Here is a 17,088-nt window from a genome sequence, read left to right as displayed (position 1 = left end):
TCCGCCTACTCAGAAGGTACTCAGAACGCCGAGACCCCCGTCAACGCCCGCCCGATGAGCAGCTTCTGGATCTGACTGGTGCCCTCGTAGAGGGTCATCACCCGGGCGTCACGCAGGAGCTTGCCCGCCGGGTACTCGTCGATGTAGCCGTAACCGCCGAAGACCTGGAGGGCGTTGTTGGCGGCGCGGACGGCGGCCTCGGAGGCGAAGAGCTTGGCCTTGGAGGACTCCACCGCGAACGGCAGCCCCCGGTCGACGAGATCGGCGACCCGCCAGGTCAGCAGCCGAGCCGCGTCGACGTCGACCGCGATGTCGCTGATCAGCTCCTGCACCAGCTGATGCCGGGCGATGGGCTTCCCGAACTGCTCCCGCTCCCCCGCGTACCGCACCGCCGCGTCCAGGGCGGCCTGTGCGATGCCGACGCAGCCCGCCGCGACCGACATCCGCCCCTTGGCCAGCGCCGACATCGCGACGGAGAATCCCTTCCCCTCGGGCGCCAGCATCGCGGAGGTGGGCACCCGGACGTCGTCGAGCACCAGTTCGGCGGTCGCCTGGCCCCGCAGACCGAGCTTGCCGTGCAGGGTGCGGCGGCCCAGCCCCGGTGTGTCGGTCGGCACGAGGAAGGCGGAGACCCCCTTGTGCCCCGGCGCGTCGGTCGACCGGGCGAACAGCAGCACGACGTCCGCCCAGGTGCCGTTCGTGATGAACATCTTCGTGCCGTTGATGACGTACTCGTCGCCCTCCCGTACCGCCCGCGTCGAGAGGTTCCCGGCGTCCGAGCCGGTGCCGGGCTCGGTCAGCCCGAAGCAGCCGACGTACGCGCCGGACGTCAGCCCCGGCAGCCAGCGCCGTTTCTGCTCCTCGTTCCCCCACGCGGCGACGCTCTTGGCGACGAGCCCCAGCGAGACGGAGACGATTCCGCGCACGGAGGAGTCCCCGCGCCCCAGCTCCTCGGTGACCAGGCAGTACGCGAGATGGTCGCCGCCGGAGCCGCCGTACTCCTCGTCGATGGTCAGACCGAGGAAGCCGACCTCGCCGAGCTTCTTCACGATGGACCGGTCGACGTCCTCCGCACGGTCCCAGGCGACGACATGCGGGGCGATCTCGCGGTCCACGAATTCCCTGGCGAGCCGCCGGACGGCGGCCTGCTCCTCGCTGAGCCCCAGGTTCACCACGAGATCACCCCACACCGGAAAGTCGTCCATTAAATTAGCACTGCTAGTTTCTGTTGCGCAGCCCTACTATGAGCGCCATGGCCCGACCGCGCAAGCCCCTCCTCAGCACCGACCGGATCATCGAGACCGCACGGACGCTCGTGGACGCGGAGGGCCTGGCCGCCGTCTCCACACGCCGACTGGCCGCCGAACTGGGGGTGAGCGGGCCCTCGTTGTACAACCACTTCCGCACGAAGGACGAGATCCTGGAGGCCGTCGCCGACTCGGTGAGCGCCCAGGTCGACCTGTCGATGTTCGAGGACGACCGAGCATGGCGGACCGCGCTGCACGACTGGGCCGTCTCCTACCGGGCGGCCCTGCGCGACCATCCGAACATCGTCCCGGTGCTCGCCCAGGGGCCCGGCCGCCGTCCCGCCGGACTGCGCCTCGCCGACGCGGTGTACGGCGCGATGGTCCGCGCCGGGTGGCCGCCCGCGCAGGCCACGTCCATCGGGGCACTGATGCGCTACTTCGTCATGGGCTCGGCGCTCGGCTCGTTCGCCGGGGGCTTCGTCGACGACAGGACCGCCTACGACCCCACCGACTACCCGCACCTGGGACAGGCCCATCTGCTCGCCGAACAGCAGGAGAAGATCGACGAGCGGGCGTTCGAGACAGGCCTCACGGCGCTTCTCGACGGGCTCGCACAGCAGTACGAGCAGGCGCGTCGGACCACCTGAGACACTTCGGCCGACGCCGAACTGTCCGTGCCCCATGCTGGGACGCATGACCTCCAGAGACCCTCGGGCCACCCGGCTTGCGCGGCTCGCCGGGCTGATCGCCGACGAGACGCGGGCCGCGTGTCTGTTGGCGCTGCTCGACGGGCGGGCCTGGACCGCGAGTGAGCTGGCGCGGCACGCGGGGGTCGCCGCGTCGACGCTGAGCGAGCACCTGGGCAAGCTCGTCGCGGGCGGACTGCTCGTCGAGGAGCGGCAGGGCCGGCACCGGTACGTGCGCCTCGCCGACGCCCGGGCCGCACAGCTGGTGGAGGACCTGGCCGCGCAGGTGGCCCCGGGGGACGTCGTACGGCCGCGCGGTCTGCGGGAGTCGAGCGCCGGTTCGGCGATGGCCCGCGGCCGCACCTGCTACGACCATCTGGCCGGGCGGCTCGGCATCGCGGTCACCGACGCGCTGACCGCGCGCGGGCTGCTGCGCCAGGACACCGGGTTCGCGCTCACGGACGAAGGCTCGGCTGGTTCGACGCGGCCGGTATCGCCCTCGACCGCGGGAGCCGCCGGCCGCTCGCCCGGGCCTGCCTCGACTGGACCGAGCGCCGCCCCCACCTGGCGGGCACCGCCGGCGCGGCCCTGTGCCGGCACGCCCTCGACACGGGATGGTGCGTGCGCATCGGCTCGGAGCGGGCCGTGAAGGTGACTCCGTCGGGGGAGCGGGCGCTGGGAGAGCTGCTGGGCATCGACGCGGTCGCCCTGCGGTGAACTGTGCCGGGTCACCGGGCAGCAGCAGGTGACGTGCCCACAATGCCGGTCCGAAATCCGCGAGCCCGGCACCCCTTTCCCTCTTAGCCTCTGGAGCATGATGCACGTCTCGACGACCACCCGCCCTGCCCGTCGTACCGTCCGTCGTACGGAGTTGCTCGCCGCCGGGGCCGCCGCGGTCACCGTCGTGCTGTGGGCCTCCGCGTTCGTGGCGATCCGCAGCGCGGGCGACGCGTACTCGCCGGGGGCGCTGGCGCTCGGGCGGCTGGTCTGCGGCGGGGTGGTGCTGGGCGTCATCTGGGCGGTACGGCGGGAGGGGTGGCCGCCGAGGTCCGCGTGGCGCGGGATCGCCGTGTCGGGCGTGCTGTGGTTCGGGTTCTACATGGTCGCGCTCAACTGGGGCGAGCAGCGGGTGGACGCGGGGACGGCGGCCCTGGTGGTCAACATCGGCCCGATCCTCGTCGCGTTGCTCGGCGCGCGGCTGCTCGGTGATGTGATGCCGCCCCGGCTGCTGGCGGGGATGGCGGTGTCGTTCGCCGGCGCGGTCGCGGTGGGGCTGTCGATGTCGGGCGGGGGCGGGTCGTCGGTGCTCGGGGTGGTGCTGTGCCTGCTCGCCGCGGTCGGCTACGCCTGCGGGGTCGTCGCGCAGAAGCCCGCCCTGGGCCGGGCGAGCGTGCTGCAGGTGACGACGTTCGGGTGTCTGGTCGGGGCGGTGATGTGTCTGCCGTTCGCGGGGCAGCTGGTGCGCGAGGCGGCCGACGCGCCGCTCTCCGCGACGCTCGACATGGTCTACCTCGGCGTCTTCCCGACCGCGCTGGCCTTCACCACGTGGGCGTACGCACTGGCCCGAACGACCGCGAGCCGTATGGGAGCGACCACGTACGCGGTGCCCGCGCTGGTCGTCCTGATGTCGTGGCTGGTACTGGGCGAGGTGCCGGGGCCACTGACCCTGGCGGGCGGGGCGCTGTGTCTGGCGGGGGTGGCGGTGTCGCGGTCGAAGCCGCGTACGCCGCCGGCGGCAGAGGAGGCGAAGGAGATTCCGCAGCCGCGACCGGAAAGCGCGTCGGACCCGGCGTGAACGGGCCCGGCCCGCAGGACGGACTGACGGTCCGAGCTCCCGGCCCACGCCCGACTGCGCGAACGGGGCAGGGGGGTGAACAACGTTCCCATTTCTTTCAGTGGATATGTCCAGCGACAGCCGTTCCACGACCCGGACGCCGCGGGCGGGACGGTCCGGCACCGGGTCAGCGGGTCGCCGTCAGATGGGCGAAGACGACGACGTTGCTGGTGTATCCCGTGGCCCGTCGGAAGAGGCCGCCGCAGGTGAGTACGCGCAGCTCGGGGCGCTTGCTCGGGCCGTACACCTCCTTGTCGGGGAAGGTGTCCTTGTCGAAGACCCGCACCCGGTCGACGGTGTAGACGGCGGTGCGGCCGTCGGCCCGCCGGGCCTCGATCCGGGCGCCCCGGGGCACGCGCGCGAGGCCGGCGAAAACCGCAGGGCCGGTCTTGGTGTCGCGATGCCCGACGACGACGGCGGTACCCCGCTCCCCCGGGGTCGGGCCGCCCGCGTACCAGCCGACGAGCTTGGGCTTGTCGAGCGGCGGGGTGCCGAGGTGCCGGTCGGGGCCGAGCCGCAGGGGCACGATCGGCGCGTCGATGCCCAGGGACGGCACGCGCAGGGTGGTCGCCGGGGACCGGGGCAGCGGGCGCGGAGGCGACTTGGGGCGCTCGGCCGGCTTCTCGCCCGCGTCGCGGCCCTCTTCGTCCGCGCCGCCCCCGGGGGCCGGGTCGCCGGGCGTCCCGTCGGACGCCGCCGCGCCGGCCCGCGCCGGTGCGACCGGTGCGTCGGGCCCACCGCACCGGACCCCGACCGTCACCAGGACGACCGCGAGCACGGCCGTCCTGGTGAGGCGAAAGGCGCGGGTCCGGTGCCAGGGCCTGCGTGCGCGCCTACGCGGCGCCATGGTTGCGCCGACGGATCAGTCGGAAGTACGCGACCGAGCCCACGGCCGCCAGCCCGACGGCCGCGGCGCCGGCCAGCGGGGTGAAGGAGGCGGAGGTGTCGGCGAGGCCGCCGCCGCCGGCGTGGACGCCGCCCTCGGGGCCGCCCTTCTCACCGCTCCAGGTGCCGCCGCCCTGCTGACGGTCGTCCTGGCCCCGGCCGCTCTGGCCGCTGCCGCTCTGGCCGCCGCCGCTCTGGCCGCCGCCCTGGCTGTTCGGGCCCACGGCCTCACGGCCGTCGTCCGTGATCGGACGGTTCGGACCCTGGTTCGCGTCGTGCTTGATCCCGTCGGCCTGGTTCTCCTTGCAGTTGATCTTGAAGACCTTCACCTTGGGCGAGGGCACCGCGGGCGTGCCCGGGACGGCGGCGATGCTCCATTCGAGCGTGTACGACCCTTCGGCCAGCCCCAACGTGTCGGTGTGCCCGGCGCCGTCGGTCAGGGCGATGTTGCCGGTCACCGTGGCGGTGTCGGGCGCCGGGGGCCGCGCCTTGATGGTGTAGGCGACGGTGGTCAGCTCGCCGAAGTTGGCGGCGTCGAGGTAGAACCGGCAGGCCACCGGGTCGTCCTTGGAGACGCCGGGCGGTACCTGCTCACGGTGGATCCTGATGTCGCCTGCCTCCCCCACGGCCACGGCGGTGGGTGCCGAGAGGCAGGTGAATCCGGCCGCGGCGAGCACCGTGAGAGCCGTGACGCCGAGGCGGGAGCCGAGGGCGGGCGGGAGCGTCGAGCTGGACATGCGCATTCCTCCGAGTCAGGACGATTTTCATACAAATCGTTCTTTGCACCTGACTCTCTTTCACATCGACGCCCCCGACTGTGGGAGCGCCGCCCGACGCGCCGTCAGACATCGCTCGACCGGCGCAACCCCGACCGCGGCCGCCGCCCGGGCCGCCGGTCGCCGTCCCCTCCGCCCTCCCCTCCCGGATCCCCCGGCGAGCGCAGCGCCACCCCCGACGACAGCAGCAACAGCGCCCCCAGCATCACGAACGGCGCGGCCACGCCCGCGACCCCGGCCACCAGCCCGGCGGCAGCGGGCGCGGCGACCTGGCCGAGCCGGTTGCCGGTGAGCCGCAGCGCGAGGGCGGTGGACCGGGCGCCGTCCGGGGCCGCCTGGACGACCGTCGTCATGGACAGCGGCTGCCCGACGCCGAGGCAGAACCCGAGCACCGCGAGGATCACCCCGAGCGCCCAGACCGGCACCGGCAGCGCGATCCCCGCGCAGAGCAGGGCCGCCAGCAGACAGGTCACGGTGAGCAGCAGCGTCCGGCCCAGCAGCCGCAGCAGTGGGGTGAGGACCAGCCGGCAGGCTATGGAGGCGGCCGCGCGGACGCTGAGCAGGACGCCGACGACCGACGGCGCGATGCCCCGGTGTTCGCCGACCACCGGCAGATAGGCGGTGAGGATGTCGGTCGCGGACAGCACGGAGAGGCTGATCAGGATGCCGGCGGGGACGCCCCGGGTGTGCAGGATGCGTCCGACGGGGATGCGATCGCCTTGCGCCGTACGGGACTTGGGGGTGCTGTCGCGGTGCTCGATGCGCCACAGCGAGGTGAACGCGGCCGCGCAGCCCGCCCCCGCGACGAGCAGGGCGAGCGCGCTGCTGCCCGCCATGTCGTCGCCCCCGATGAGCGCTCCGGCCGCGATGGGACCGACCAGTTGGCCGAGGGACGCGCCGATGGTGAAGTGGCCGAAGTTGCGGTCCTGTTCGTGCGGCGCGGACTGGCGGGCGACGAGCGACTGGGAGCCGATGACGAAGCAGAGGTGGCCGAGTCCCATCACCCCGCTCCACAGCGCCATCGCCCACAGGGAGTCCGCGAGACCGCTCAGCACACAGCCGCCGGAGATGAGCACCACGCCGACGGGCAGCAGGGGTGCGCAGCGGCCGTGGTCGGTGCGGCGGCCGAGCGGGACGGCGGCGAAGAGCGGAAGCAGCGCGTACACGCCCGCGATGACGCCGATCGCCCGCTCGTCCGCGCCGAGGGCGAGGGCCCGGTAGGAGACGGCGGGCCTGGCCATCGACACCGCCCCCTGCGCGAAGCCGAAGGCGATGACGAGACGGAGCAGCCAGCCGCGGTTCCTGCCGGGCCTCACAAGTTCCTCCAGTTGCTCGGCGGACGGGTCAGATGATCCCGAACAGCAGGCCTGCGCCGAGGATCACCAGGCAGGTCAGCGCCGCCCACTTCACCACGAACCGCGTGTGGTCGCCGAACTCGACCTTCGCCATGCCGACGAGGACGTAGACGGCCGGGACCAGCGGGCTCGACATGTGCAGGGGCTGGCCGACGAGCGAGGCGCGGGCCATCTCCAGCGGCGTGACTCCGTGGGCGGCGCCGGCCTCGGCGAGGACCGGCAGGACACCGAAGTAGAAGCCGTCGTTCGACATGAAGTAGGTGAGCGGAAGGCTCAGGACGCCGGTGACGATCGCCATGTGCGGGCCCATGCCGTCCGGGATGTTGTCCACCATCCACTTGGCCATGTGGTCGACCATGCCGGTGCCCTTGAGCACACCGGTGAAGACGGCGGCGGCGAAGACCATGCCGGAGACGTTCAGGACGTTCTCGGCGTGGGCGGCGAGCCGGGCCTTCTGGTCCGGGATGTGCGGGAAGTTGACGGTGAGGGCGAGCGCGGCGCCGAGCAGGAACAGCACCGGGATCGGCAGCCACTCCATGATCATGGCAGTCAGCAGCGCCACCGTGAGCAGGGCGTTGAACCAGTACAGCTTGGGACGCAGGGTGGCGCGGTGCGGGTCGAGGCCCTGGAAGCCGTCGTCGGGCTCGTCGTCGTCACCGAGGGCGGCGGCGCCGGAACCGGCGGCCGGGGCGGCGCCCTTGGCGGCGCCGGAACCGCCGGACCCACCGGCGCCCACGAGGACGGTCTCCGTCCGCTCGACCTTCTCCTCGGCCTTCTCCTCGATCTTCTCCTCGACGAGGACCTCGTCCAGCGTGAGCACGCCGAGCCGGGTGCGCTCGCGGCGGCCGAGGACGTAGGACAGGGCGAACACGAAGAGCAGGCCCACGGCCAGGGCCGGGATCATCGGCACGAAGATGTCGCTGGCGTCCAGCTTCAGCGCGGTGGCGGCGCGGGCGGTCGGGCCGCCCCAGGGCAGCGTGTTCATCACGCCGTTGGCCATGGCGGCCACACCGGTCATCACGACCAGGCTCATCTTCAGGCGCTTGTACAGCGGGTACATCGCCGAGACGGTGATCATGAAGGTGGTGGAGCCGTCGCCGTCGAGGGAGACGATCGCGGCGAGCAGCGCCGTGCCGACGACGATGCGGAGCGGGTCGGCCTTGCAGAACTTCAGAATGCCCCGAACGATCGGGTCGAAGAGGCCGACATCGATCATCACACCGAAGTAGACGATCGCGAACATGAGCATCGCCGCCGTCGGGGCGAGGCTGGTGACGCCGTCGATGACGTAGTCACCGAGCTTGGCGCCCTTCCCGACGAAGACGCAGAACAGTGCCGGGATCAACACGAGCGCCGCGATCGGCGACATCTTCTTCAGCATGATCAGGACCAGGAAGGTCGCGATCATGGCGAAGCCGAGGATGGTCAACATGAGTGGATACCTAACGTTCGCCCTTGAACATCCCACCTGGGGGTCGGCGGTGCGTTGACGTTAGGTCTGTTCAAACGGTGTTAACAAGACGTTGATGCGCGAGCAATAAGCGCAAAACTCCAGGTCACGGCTTTGTGATGATCGCCGAGACCTCGATGGGCACACCGTTGAGGACCGCGTTGCCCGACAGCGGGTCCAGGAGAGTGCCGTCGAGGAGCTGGTTGACGTTGACTCCGGGGTCGGCGGCGGCATGGCTCAGCCGGGTGCCGGGCCGGTCGTGGCCCCAGCCGTGCGGGAGGCTCACCACACCCCGCCGCACGCCGTCGGTGACCTCGGCGGGCGCGACCACCTCGCCCCCGGCGCCCTTCACCCGCACCCGGGAGCCGTTCTCGACGCCCAGCCGCTCGGCGTCCTCGGGATGGATGTGCAGGGTGCAGCGGTTGGTGCCGCCGGTGAGGGCGGGGACGTTGTGCATCCAGCTGTTGTTGGACCGCAGATGGCGCCGCCCGACGAGGACGAGCCCGTCCGGCCGCCACCGCAGACCCTCGCGCAGGCGCGGGAGATCGTCGACGATCGGCTGCGGGAGCAGCTCGATGCGTCCGCTGGGCGTCTTCAGCGGCTGCGGCAGCCGGGGCTGAAGCGGTCCGAGGTCGATGCCGTGCGGGTGCTCCAGCAGTTCGGCGAGGCTCAGGCCGTCGGGGCGGGCGCCGAAGCCGTCGCCGTAGGGGCCGAGGCGCAGCATCATGTCGAGGCGGCGCTCGGGGCCGCTGACGCCGGTGAGCAGGGCGGCGAGTTCCCGTGGGTCGCGGCCGTGCACGGGTGAGTGTGCTTCCTTGACGGCCTTGCCGAGGGTCTGGCCGATGACCAGGTCGTCGACGGCGGCCGGGTCGGCGCCGTGCATGCCGGTGGCGGCCAGGGTCAGCCGGGCGAGGATCTCGGTCTCGGCCATCCGGCCGGGCTCCAGCGGGACGGCCGGGCGGTTGTAGCGGACCTGGTTGCGTACGGCGAGGGTGTTGAAGGCGAAGTCGTGGTGCGGGCTCTGCGAGGGCGGCGGCGGGGGCAGCACGACGTCGGCGTGGCGCGAGGTCTCGTTCAGGTACGGGTCGACGCTGACCATGAAGTCGAGGGAGTCGAGCGCCTTGTCGAGCCGGTCGCCGTCCGGGGCGGACAGCACGGGGTTGGCGGCGACCGCGACGAGCGCTCGGATCGGCTCGCCCTCCTCGGTCGCAGTGTCGATCTCCTCGGCGAGCGCGGACAGCGGCAACTCGCCCTTCGCCTCGGGGTGCCGGCTGACCCGGGAGTGCCAGCGCGCGAGCTGGAAGCCGTGGCCGGGCCCGGCCGGGCGGGGGGTGCGGTCGGTGGCGGCCTGCGGGAAGAGCGCGCCGCCGGGCCGGTCCAGGTTGCCGGTGAGGATGTTGAGGACGTCGACGAGCCAGCTGGCGAGGGTGCCGTACGGGACCGTGCAGCTGCCGATGCGGCCGTAGACGGCGGCGGTGGGTGCGGCGGCGAGTTCGCGGGCGAGGGCGCGGATGAGCGGGGCCTCCACGTCGCAGGCGCCCGCGACCGCTTCGGGAGTGAACTCCCGTACGGATTCGGCGAGTTCGTCGAGGCCTTCGAGGTGCGGGGTCAACTCGCCGGGGGCGACGAGGAGTTCCTCGAACAGCACCTGTGCCATGGCGGCGAGGAGCAGTGCGTCCGTGCCCGGCCGGATCTCGATGTGGCGGTCGGCGAGCTTCGCGGTGCGGGTGCGGCGCGGGTCGATGACGGTGAGGGTGCCGCCGCGGGCCTTGAGCGCCTTGAGTTTGCCGGGGAAGTCGGGGGCGGTGCACAGACTCCCGTTGGATTCCAGGGGGTTGGCGCCGATGAGCAGGAGGTGGTCGGTGTGGTCGAGGTCCGGCACCGGGATCGCGTTCGCGTCGCCGAAGAGCAGGCCGCTGGAGACGTGCTTGGGCATCTGGTCGACGGTGGAGGCGGTGAAGAGGCTGCGGGTGCCGAGGCCCGCGATCAGGACGGGCGGGTAGAGCGCGCCGGCCATGGTGTGCACGTTGGGGTTGCCGAGAACGATGCCGACGGAGTTCGGCCCGTAGCGTTCGACCACCGGGCGGATCCCGGCGGCGACCGCGTCGAAGGCCTCCTCCCAGGTGGCCTCGCGCAGCTCCCCGTCCCGGCGTACGAGGGGTGTCCGCAGCCGGTCGGGGTCGCTGTCGACGGCGCCGAAGGAGGCGCCCTTGGGGCAGATGAAACCCTTGCTGAAGACGTCCTCCCGGTCGCCGCGGGCGCCGGTGACCGTCGTCCCCTCGATGGTGAGGGTCAGCCCGCAGGTGGCCTCGCACAGGGGACAGATTCGCAGGGCGGTGCGGGACACGGGTCCTCCTGGGGGCGGCGTTGCCTTCTCCCGGTGAGCATACCGACCGGTATGAACGAGGGGGAGGGGGTCGGCCGCGTCCGTCAGTCCAGCGTCCGCGCCAGATACGCCCGCAGCAGCTCCCGCGTCTCGTCGATCACCTTCGTGTCACCCTCCGGATCCACCCGGAAGGCCAGGTGGACGAGGGTGTCCGCGGCCTCCACGGCGATCAGGAAGGTGCGGCGCAGATCGTCGTCCACCTCGCGGCCGAGGTAGCCGGAGAGCAGCTCGGTGAGGCGGTCGGCGACCCGGTGGTTGGGTTCGGCGTGCCGGGCGCCGACCGGGATCTGGTTGCCGAAGTCGACGAGGGAGAAGCCGGGCGCGGTGCGCTTCATGGCCAGGTACTCGTCCAGCACGGCGTCCATCGCGGCCCGCCAGTCCGCCCCGCTCCCGGCCCCCTTCAGGCGGTCGGTGACGCGCTCGGAGTAGCGCTCCAGGTTGCGCTGCGCGAGCGCGTCGGCCATCTGCCGCTTGTTGCCGAAGAAGCGGTAGACGGAGCCGATGGGGACACCGGCGCGCTCGGCGACGGCGCGGGTGCTCAGGGCGTCGTAGCCGACCTCGTCCAGCAGGTCGGCGCAGGCGTCGAGGATTCTGGTCAGCCGTTCGGCGCTGCGCCGCTGCACGGGCGCACGACGAAGCGATGTCGCTTGGGGCACGGACTTCATGATGCCTTTCCGCCGCTGCCTGGTGAACCTCGCCCCCGGGTACGGAGAAAGATGCCTGATGCACTCACGGCGACGGCGATCCGGTCCGGGACCCGGTCGCCGATCCGGTCGGCGATCCGCTCGGGGACCCGGCGGGCGACGGCTGCGACTCCGTGACGTCCGCCGTGGCCTGCACCGGCTTGCCGTCCACCGCCCACACCGTGCCGTCGTCCGCGTAGAGGCGGGCGGTGACCTCGTGCGTGCCGTGCGGGAGGAAGCCGGCCGGGATGCGGTACGCCGGGCCCCGCAGGTCGGCGATCTGCCGGTCGTCGACGTAGAGCCGGGCGATGCCGCGGCCGGTGGCCGCCTTCTGCGGCGCCCCTGCGGGCGAGAAGCGGAAATGGGCCAGTTTCAGGCGCACGTCCCAGCCGCCGTCGGCGTCCGGTTGGACCTCCACGCCGACCTCGGGCGCCCCCTTCTTCGCGACCTCGCGGTAGTGGCGCCCGTCGTCGTCCGTGTGGTCCAGCACCTTGCCCACGGGCGAGGGCGACGCCACGGTCCCCTGCCCGTGGGTACCACTGGAGCCGCAGCCCACGGATCCGGTCAGCAGCAGGACACAGACCGCGAGCGCGGCGGGGAGGGCACGCGTCCACGACATGCTCGGGACACTAGAGCACCGGTCCGACACGCGGATCCCCCTGGAGTCTGGTTCTGGCCGTGCCGTGATCGTCCTCCAAGAGGAGGACCCGAGGAGGATCGGAGGATGACCGGCGGCCCCCTTGCATCCCTGAAAACGCAATCCTACGGTGATGCATAGGAATCAGCGCGCAAGGGAGCGACGATGAGCAGCGGGGACGCACGCAAGACGGCCGAGGGGCTGACCTACCTCTGCGGGTTCGGCAACGAGCACGTCTCCGAGGCCGCCCCCGGCGCCCTGCCCGAGGGCCGCAACTCGCCGCAGCGCGCCCCCCTCGGCCTGTACGCGGAGCAGCTCAGCGGCACCGCGTTCACCGAGCCGCGCGCCCACAACCGCCGGTCCTGGCTCTACCGGATCCGCCCGTCGGCCGCGCACCCGGCGTTCGCCCAGCTCGGCGACGGCGCGCTGCGCACCGGGCCGTTCACGCAGACGGTCCCCGACCCGAACCGGCTGCGCTGGGATCCCCTGCCCGAGCCGTCCGCCGGCACGGACTTCCTGGCCGGAATGTGGACCCTCGGCGGCAACGGCGACGCCGCCCAGCGCACCGGCATGGCCGTGCACCTGTACCACGCGAACGCCTCGATGGACCGCGTCTTCAGCGACGCCGACGGCGAGCTGCTGATCGTCCCCGAGCGGGGCGGGCTGCTGCTGCGCACGGAGTTCGGGCTGCTGCACGCCGAGCCCGGCGAGGTGGCGCTGATCCCGCGCGGGGTCCGCTTCCGCGTCGACCTCCTGGACGCCTCGGCGCGCGGTTACGTCTGCGAGAACTACGGCGCCCCGTTCCGCCTCCCCGACCTCGGCCCGATCGGCGCCAACGGCCTCGCGAACGCTCGCGACTTCCGGGCGCCCGTCGCCGCGTACGAGGACGTCGAGGGCCCGGTGGAGGTCGTCAACAAGTTCTGCGGCCACCTCTGGGGCGCGACCTACGGCCACTCCCCGCTCGATGTCGTCGCCTGGCACGGCACCCATGTGCCGTACGTGTACGACCTGCGCCGCTTCAACGTCATCGGGTCCATCTCGCACGACCACCCCGACCCGTCGATCTTCACGGTGCTGACGTCCCCGTCCGACACCCCCGGCCTCGCCGGCGTGGACTTCGTGGTCTTCGCCCCCCGCTGGCTGGTCGGCGAGGACACCTTCCGGCCGCCGTACTTCCACCGGAACGTGATGAGCGAGTACATGGGCCTGATCGAGGGCGCGTACGACGCCAAGACGGCCGGAAAGGGAGGCTTCGTGCCGGGCGGCGGCTCGCTGCACAACATGATGTCGGCGCACGGCCCGGACCGGGAGACGTTCGACCGGGCGAGCACCGCCGAGCTGAAGCCGCAGAAGATCGACGACGGGCTGGCGTTCATGTTCGAGACGCGCTGGCCGCTCACCCTCACCCCGCAGGCGGCCCGTGCGGACCATCTGCAACCGTGCTACGACGACGTCTGGCAGGGCCTCGAACGCCACTTCCGTCCGTCCGACAGCACATTGCACTGAACGGTGCCGACCGGTACGGATAGCCCGTGACCTCCTTCGCCCCGGACTCGATCGTCCTCACCCGCAAGCTGCCGCTCTGGTACCAGGTGTCGCAGTCGCTGCGCGCCTCGATACTCGGCCGCTCGCCCCGGGATCCGCTCCGGCTGCCCACCGAGGAGCAGTTGGCGGGGCACTACGGGGTGAGCGTGCTGACCATGCGGCAGGCGCTGAAGGAACTGGAGGCCGAAGGACTGATCACCCGGCACCGGCGGCGCGGCACGTTCATCGAGCCGACCGCGCAGCGCGGCGCCCCGGTCCGGCTGCTCGGCTCGGTCGACGCGATCGTGGCCCAGCAGTCCGGCATGGCCACGCAGCTCCTCGCGCACGGCCGCGCGGCCGTCCCCGCCGAGGTCGCCGAGCATTTCCCGGACCTCGCCGAGGTGGCGACCTATCACCGCCTCAGAAGCGACGAGGAGACCGGCGAGCCCACCAACCACGCCCGCAACTACGTCCGTCCCGAACTCGCCGACCGCATCGACCCCGACGACCTGGTCCGCTGGCCCATGACGAAGGTGCTGCGGGACGTCGTGGGCGCGGACATCAGCCGGATCACGGACACGGTCGAGGCCCGGCTCGCGGACCCGGAGACCGCCCGGCTGCTGCGGGTCCCGCTGCTGAGCCCGATCCTGCACTACACGGGCGTCACTTACGACGCGGCGGGGCGGGTCCTGGACGCGGCCGTCATCCACTACCGCGGCGACCGTTTCTCCTTCACGGTCACCCTCGACGCGACGTGACCCGCCCTCCGGGGAGCCGTCGTACCATGCCACGCGTGACGCACGACGACGCTCCGCCGCTGGCGGACCTCATGCCGTGGTCCGTCGCACCGCCGCGGCTCGGCCGGGGGTGGCCGACGGCGCCCGATCCGACGTCCCTGAAAGCCCGCTGGGACACCCTGGTGAAGGCCGAGGGCGACGAGCGCGAGACCCTGTTCGAGCCGACCCGCGCCCGCACCCTGCACACCGCGGTCGGGCAGCTCCCGGGCCGGGCCGGCGGCGGCACGGAGCGGCTCGTCCGCGCCTTCGGCCCCTGCCCGGAGCCCGTGCGGGTGCTGGCGGCGCCCTTCGACGAGCAGTGGCTCATCCCCGACCACCGGCTGATCGACGCGGCCCGCCCGGAGCTCTGGCGGGTGGCGGACGACGCACAGGTGTTCGTGGTCGAGACGCCCCAGAGCCCCGGGTGGCCGCTGCTCGCGACCTCCCTGCTTCCCCTTCTGCGCCCGGGCCGCATCCGCCCGCTGTACCGGCGGCCGGGCGGCAGGGAGCCGAACCTGGCGCCGGGCCTGCTGGACCGGCTCGGGCGGCGGCTCGGCCACTCCCCCGATCCGGTGGACTTCCTGGCGTGGACCCTGAGCGCCGTCCGCCCCGATCTCACCGTCCCGCTCACCGGGGACCGCGAACTCTGGGCACGTGGCGTCGAGTCGGGCCACCGCGCGCTGTGGCTGCTGCGCCGGGACGGCGAGCGCCCCAAGCTGCCCGGCGGCCGCCGCCCCTACGTCCGCGCCCCGCTCCCGGCCCGCCCTCTCACCCTGCACTACGACCGCGACGAGGAGGCCCTCCACCTGGACGAGGGCCGGGTCTCCCCGGTCCCGCCCGAGGCCTGGGACTTCGAGACGGACACGGGCGAGCGGGTCCTGGAGCGGTGGTTCACGGCGCGGACCGCGCAGGAGGCCGGGCCGGGCACGCTGGCCGCGATCCGCCCGGCGACCTGGCAGCAGTCGTGGACCTCCGAACTCCTGGAGCTCATCACGGTGTTGGCGCTGCTGGCGGACGTCGGCGCGCGACGCGAGGAGTTGGAGACGGCGGAGCCGGACGCGGTCACGGCGGCGGAGCTGCGCGCGGCGGGCGTGCTGCCGGTCGCGGACTCGGCACGCCGCCCGGCGACGGTCCTGGACCACCACGAGGAGGGCCCGGAGGGCCAGTTCGCGCTGATCTAGCATCCACCCCATGGACCCCATGGACCAGCTCCCGCCACCCGCGTCCGCTCCCCAGCCGTCTCCCCAGCCGTCTCCTCAGCCGTCTCCTCAGCCGTCTCCCCTGCCGCTGCCCCTGGAGGGCCTCACCGTCGTCGCCGTCGAGCAGGCCGTCGCGGCGCCGTTCGCCACCCGGCAGCTCGCCGATCTCGGGGCGCGGGTGATCAAGGTCGAGCGGATCGACGGCGGTGACTTCGCCCGTGGCTACGACACCGCCGCGGGCGGTCTCGCCTCGCACTTCGTGTGGTGCAACCGCGGCAAGGAGTCCCTCGCCCTGGATCTCAAGGACCCACGGGGCCTGGACGTCGTACGGCGGCTGGTCGCGGACGCGGACGTGTTCGTGCAGAACCTCGCGCAGGGGGCGGCGGCCCGCCTCGGTCTGGACGCGGCCACCCTGTGCGCGGCGCACCCGCGGCTGGTCGCCGTGGACATCTCCGGGTACGGGGCGAGCGGGCCGTACGCGGACAAGCGGGCCTACGACATGCTCGTGCAGTGCGAGGCGGGGCTGGTGTCGGTGACCGGGACGCCCGAGCAGCCGGTGAAGGCGGGGATCCCGGCGGCGGACATCGCGGCGGCCATGTACGCCTTCTCGGGCGTCCTGGCGGCGCTGCTGCGGCGGGGCACGACCGGGCGGGGCGGCCCGGTGCAGGTGTCGATGCTGGATGCGTTGGCCGAGTGGATGGGGCATCCGCTGCACCACGCCATGCACGGGGGCACTCCCCCGGCCCGCACCGGTCTCGCACATGCCGTGATCGCGCCCTACGACGCCTACTTCACCGCCGACGGCGGGCGGGTGCTGCTGTCCGTGCAGAACGACCGGGAGTGGCGGCGGCTGGCGGAACAGGTCGTCGGACGGCCCGAGTTGGGAACGGACCCGGCATATGCGACGAACGCGGCACGGGTGGCGCACCGAGATCGCACGGACGCGCTGGTGGCGTCGGCGCTGGCCGCGCTGGGCACGGACGAGGCGCTGGCGCGGCTGGAGGGCGCGGGGATCGCATGCGCACGCCTGAGGGATCTGCCCGAGCTGGCGGAGCATCCGCAGCTGGCGGCCCGTGACCGGTGGCGGGAGGTGGGGACGCCGGTCGGGCCGTTGCGGGCGCTGCTGCCCCCGATCACGCTGCCGGGCGGGGAGGAGGCGCGCATGGGGGACGTGCCCGCGCTCGGGGAGCACACCGATGCAGTGCTGCGTGCCGTGGGGATGACGGACGAGGAGATCGCAGCGCTGCGCCGGGACGGTGTGGCCGCCTGAGCGCGGGACTCAGTACGTTCGGCGCGTTCCGTGCACGTTCAGTACACGAGGACGTGCCGGCCGGTCAGTGCTTGTTGCCGCCGAACAGTGAGCGGCGCAGTCGGCGCAGGGGCGCGAAGAGCGAGACGCGGCTCACCCGTGCCCGCGTCGCCTTGGGGCCACGGTCGCGCACGGGCTCACGTGCGGTCAGCTCCCGCATGAGCGAGGTCGCCTCGACCGTCTCCCGCTGTGGTATGGCGGGGCCCGCCAGCACCGAGAGATGGCGGTCCAGGCGCGAACTGGTCGCGCTGCTCCCGCAGGTGATCGCAGGGACCCTCGCCCTGCTGCGCATCGTTATCTGTTCCATGTCACTCCCCACCCGTACGAGTCCACCCGGCCCG

At 72.7% G+C, this 17,088-nt stretch carries 15 protein-coding genes and 1 pseudogene; 7 read left to right on the top strand and 9 right to left on the bottom strand.

Annotation, left to right across the window (positions count from 1 at the left end; all coding sequences use genetic code 11):
* Positions 1-20: 20 nt before the first annotated feature.
* Complete coding sequence (locus tag B5557_RS35345; protein WP_079665174.1) at positions 21-1,172, bottom strand: acyl-CoA dehydrogenase family protein; 1,152 nt, start codon at positions 1,170-1,172, stop codon at positions 21-23.
* An 80-nt stretch (positions 1,173-1,252) separates the two neighbouring features.
* On the opposite strand from B5557_RS35345, the gene B5557_RS35340 reads away from it, so the two are divergent.
* The 3 genes and pseudogenes from B5557_RS35340 to B5557_RS35330 all read left to right on the top strand — a co-directional run bounded on the left by B5557_RS35340 (position 1,253) and on the right by B5557_RS35330 (position 3,728).
* Entirely contained in the window at positions 1,253-1,894 is a 642-nt protein-coding gene (locus B5557_RS35340) for a TetR/AcrR family transcriptional regulator (RefSeq protein WP_079663291.1), read from the top strand.
* 34 nt (positions 1,895-1,928) lie between these two features.
* Positions 1,929-2,650: pseudogene (locus B5557_RS35335) on the top strand (ArsR/SmtB family transcription factor).
* A gap of 100 nt (positions 2,651-2,750) precedes the next feature.
* Complete coding sequence (locus tag B5557_RS35330; protein WP_079665173.1) at positions 2,751-3,728, top strand: DMT family transporter; 978 nt, start codon at positions 2,751-2,753, stop codon at positions 3,726-3,728.
* Positions 3,729-3,894: 166 nt separating this feature from the next.
* Here the strand turns inward: B5557_RS35330 and B5557_RS35325 are convergent, their stop codons facing one another.
* From B5557_RS35325 to B5557_RS35295, 7 genes are all read right to left on the bottom strand, one after another.
* Positions 3,895-4,614, bottom strand: coding sequence for a class F sortase (locus B5557_RS35325; RefSeq protein WP_079663290.1), 720 nt, complete (start codon positions 4,612-4,614; stop codon positions 3,895-3,897).
* Entirely contained in the window at positions 4,601-5,389 is a 789-nt protein-coding gene (locus B5557_RS35320) for a hypothetical protein (RefSeq protein WP_079663289.1), read from the bottom strand. Before B5557_RS35320 ends, B5557_RS35325 begins: the two co-directional genes overlap by 14 nt.
* Positions 5,390-5,493: 104 nt before the next feature.
* Positions 5,494-6,744, bottom strand: a complete 1,251-nt coding sequence (locus B5557_RS35315) for an MFS transporter (protein ID WP_079663288.1) — start codon at positions 6,742-6,744, stop codon at positions 5,494-5,496.
* Positions 6,745-6,772: 28 nt separating this feature from the next.
* Positions 6,773-8,215 carry a CitMHS family transporter gene (locus tag B5557_RS35310; RefSeq protein WP_079663287.1) on the bottom strand — a complete coding sequence of 481 codons (1,443 nt, stop codon included), beginning with the start codon at positions 8,213-8,215 and terminating at the stop codon, positions 6,773-6,775.
* 124 nt (positions 8,216-8,339) lie between these two features.
* Positions 8,340-10,580 (bottom strand): molybdopterin oxidoreductase family protein, encoded by a 2,241-nt coding sequence (locus B5557_RS35305; protein WP_079663286.1) that lies wholly within the window; start codon positions 10,578-10,580, stop codon positions 8,340-8,342.
* 83 nt (positions 10,581-10,663) lie between these two features.
* Positions 10,664-11,284, bottom strand: a complete 621-nt coding sequence (locus tag B5557_RS35300; RefSeq protein ID WP_079663285.1) for a TetR/AcrR family transcriptional regulator — start codon at positions 11,282-11,284, stop codon at positions 10,664-10,666.
* Between the two features lie 64 nt (positions 11,285-11,348).
* Positions 11,349-11,921, bottom strand: a complete 573-nt coding sequence (locus tag B5557_RS35295) for a hypothetical protein (RefSeq protein WP_079663284.1) — start codon at positions 11,919-11,921, stop codon at positions 11,349-11,351.
* Positions 11,922-12,104: 183 nt separating this feature from the next.
* Between B5557_RS35295 and hmgA the strand changes: the two genes are divergently transcribed.
* From hmgA to B5557_RS35275, 4 genes are read left to right on the top strand one after another with little or no spacing between them, the layout of a single operon-like run.
* Positions 12,105-13,445 (top strand): homogentisate 1,2-dioxygenase, encoded by a 1,341-nt coding sequence (gene hmgA, locus B5557_RS35290; protein ID WP_079663283.1) that lies wholly within the window; start codon positions 12,105-12,107, stop codon positions 13,443-13,445.
* A 26-nt stretch (positions 13,446-13,471) separates the two neighbouring features.
* Positions 13,472-14,221 carry a GntR family transcriptional regulator gene (locus B5557_RS35285; RefSeq protein ID WP_079663282.1) on the top strand — a complete coding sequence of 250 codons (750 nt, stop codon included), beginning with the start codon at positions 13,472-13,474 and terminating at the stop codon, positions 14,219-14,221.
* A 26-nt stretch (positions 14,222-14,247) separates the two neighbouring features.
* Positions 14,248-15,420: a type ISP restriction/modification enzyme gene (locus B5557_RS35280; RefSeq protein ID WP_079663281.1), complete on the top strand. Its 1,173-nt coding sequence runs from the start codon at positions 14,248-14,250 to the stop codon at positions 15,418-15,420.
* Positions 15,421-15,430: 10 nt separating this feature from the next.
* The gene (locus B5557_RS35275) at positions 15,431-16,708 is read left to right on the top strand and encodes a CaiB/BaiF CoA transferase family protein (protein WP_231976127.1); all 1,278 of its coding nucleotides are present in this window, start codon (positions 15,431-15,433) and stop codon (positions 16,706-16,708) included.
* A 64-nt stretch (positions 16,709-16,772) separates the two neighbouring features.
* Here the strand turns inward: B5557_RS35275 and B5557_RS35270 are convergent, their stop codons facing one another.
* Positions 16,773-17,054, bottom strand: a complete 282-nt coding sequence (locus B5557_RS35270) for a hypothetical protein (protein WP_079663280.1) — start codon at positions 17,052-17,054, stop codon at positions 16,773-16,775.
* Positions 17,055-17,088 lie beyond the last annotated feature (34 nt).

The sequence above is a fragment of the Streptomyces sp. 3214.6 genome (assembly GCF_900129855.1).
Classification (GTDB): domain Bacteria; phylum Actinomycetota; class Actinomycetes; order Streptomycetales; family Streptomycetaceae; genus Streptomyces; species Streptomyces soliscabiei.
This window is presented reverse-complemented; position numbering and strand designations above follow the sequence as displayed.

What these genes read in the sequence shown, in the direction of transcription:
- B5557_RS35310 (WP_079663287.1), bottom strand. Translation starts at nt 8,215, where the DNA reads ATGTTGACCATCCTCGGCTTCGCCATGATCGCGACCTTCCTGGTCCTG.
- B5557_RS35295 (WP_079663284.1), bottom strand. Translation starts at nt 11,921, where the DNA reads ATGTCGTGGACGCGTGCCCTCCCCGCCGCGCTCGCGGTCTGTGTCCTG.
- B5557_RS35320 (WP_079663289.1), bottom strand. Translation starts at nt 5,389, where the DNA reads ATGTCCAGCTCGACGCTCCCGCCCGCCCTCGGCTCCCGCCTCGGCGTC.
- B5557_RS35330 (WP_079665173.1), top strand. Translation starts at nt 2,751, where the DNA reads ATGCACGTCTCGACGACCACCCGCCCTGCCCGTCGTACCGTCCGTCGT.
- B5557_RS35275 (WP_231976127.1), top strand. Translation starts at nt 15,431, where the DNA reads ATGGACCCCATGGACCAGCTCCCGCCACCCGCGTCCGCTCCCCAGCCG.
- hmgA (WP_079663283.1), top strand. Translation starts at nt 12,105, where the DNA reads ATGAGCAGCGGGGACGCACGCAAGACGGCCGAGGGGCTGACCTACCTC.
- B5557_RS35300 (WP_079663285.1), bottom strand. Translation starts at nt 11,284, where the DNA reads ATGAAGTCCGTGCCCCAAGCGACATCGCTTCGTCGTGCGCCCGTGCAG.
- B5557_RS35270 (WP_079663280.1), bottom strand. Translation starts at nt 17,054, where the DNA reads ATGGAACAGATAACGATGCGCAGCAGGGCGAGGGTCCCTGCGATCACC.
- B5557_RS35325 (WP_079663290.1), bottom strand. Translation starts at nt 4,614, where the DNA reads ATGGCGCCGCGTAGGCGCGCACGCAGGCCCTGGCACCGGACCCGCGCC.
- B5557_RS35340 (WP_079663291.1), top strand. Translation starts at nt 1,253, where the DNA reads ATGGCCCGACCGCGCAAGCCCCTCCTCAGCACCGACCGGATCATCGAG.
- B5557_RS35280 (WP_079663281.1), top strand. Translation starts at nt 14,248, where the DNA reads ATGCCACGCGTGACGCACGACGACGCTCCGCCGCTGGCGGACCTCATG.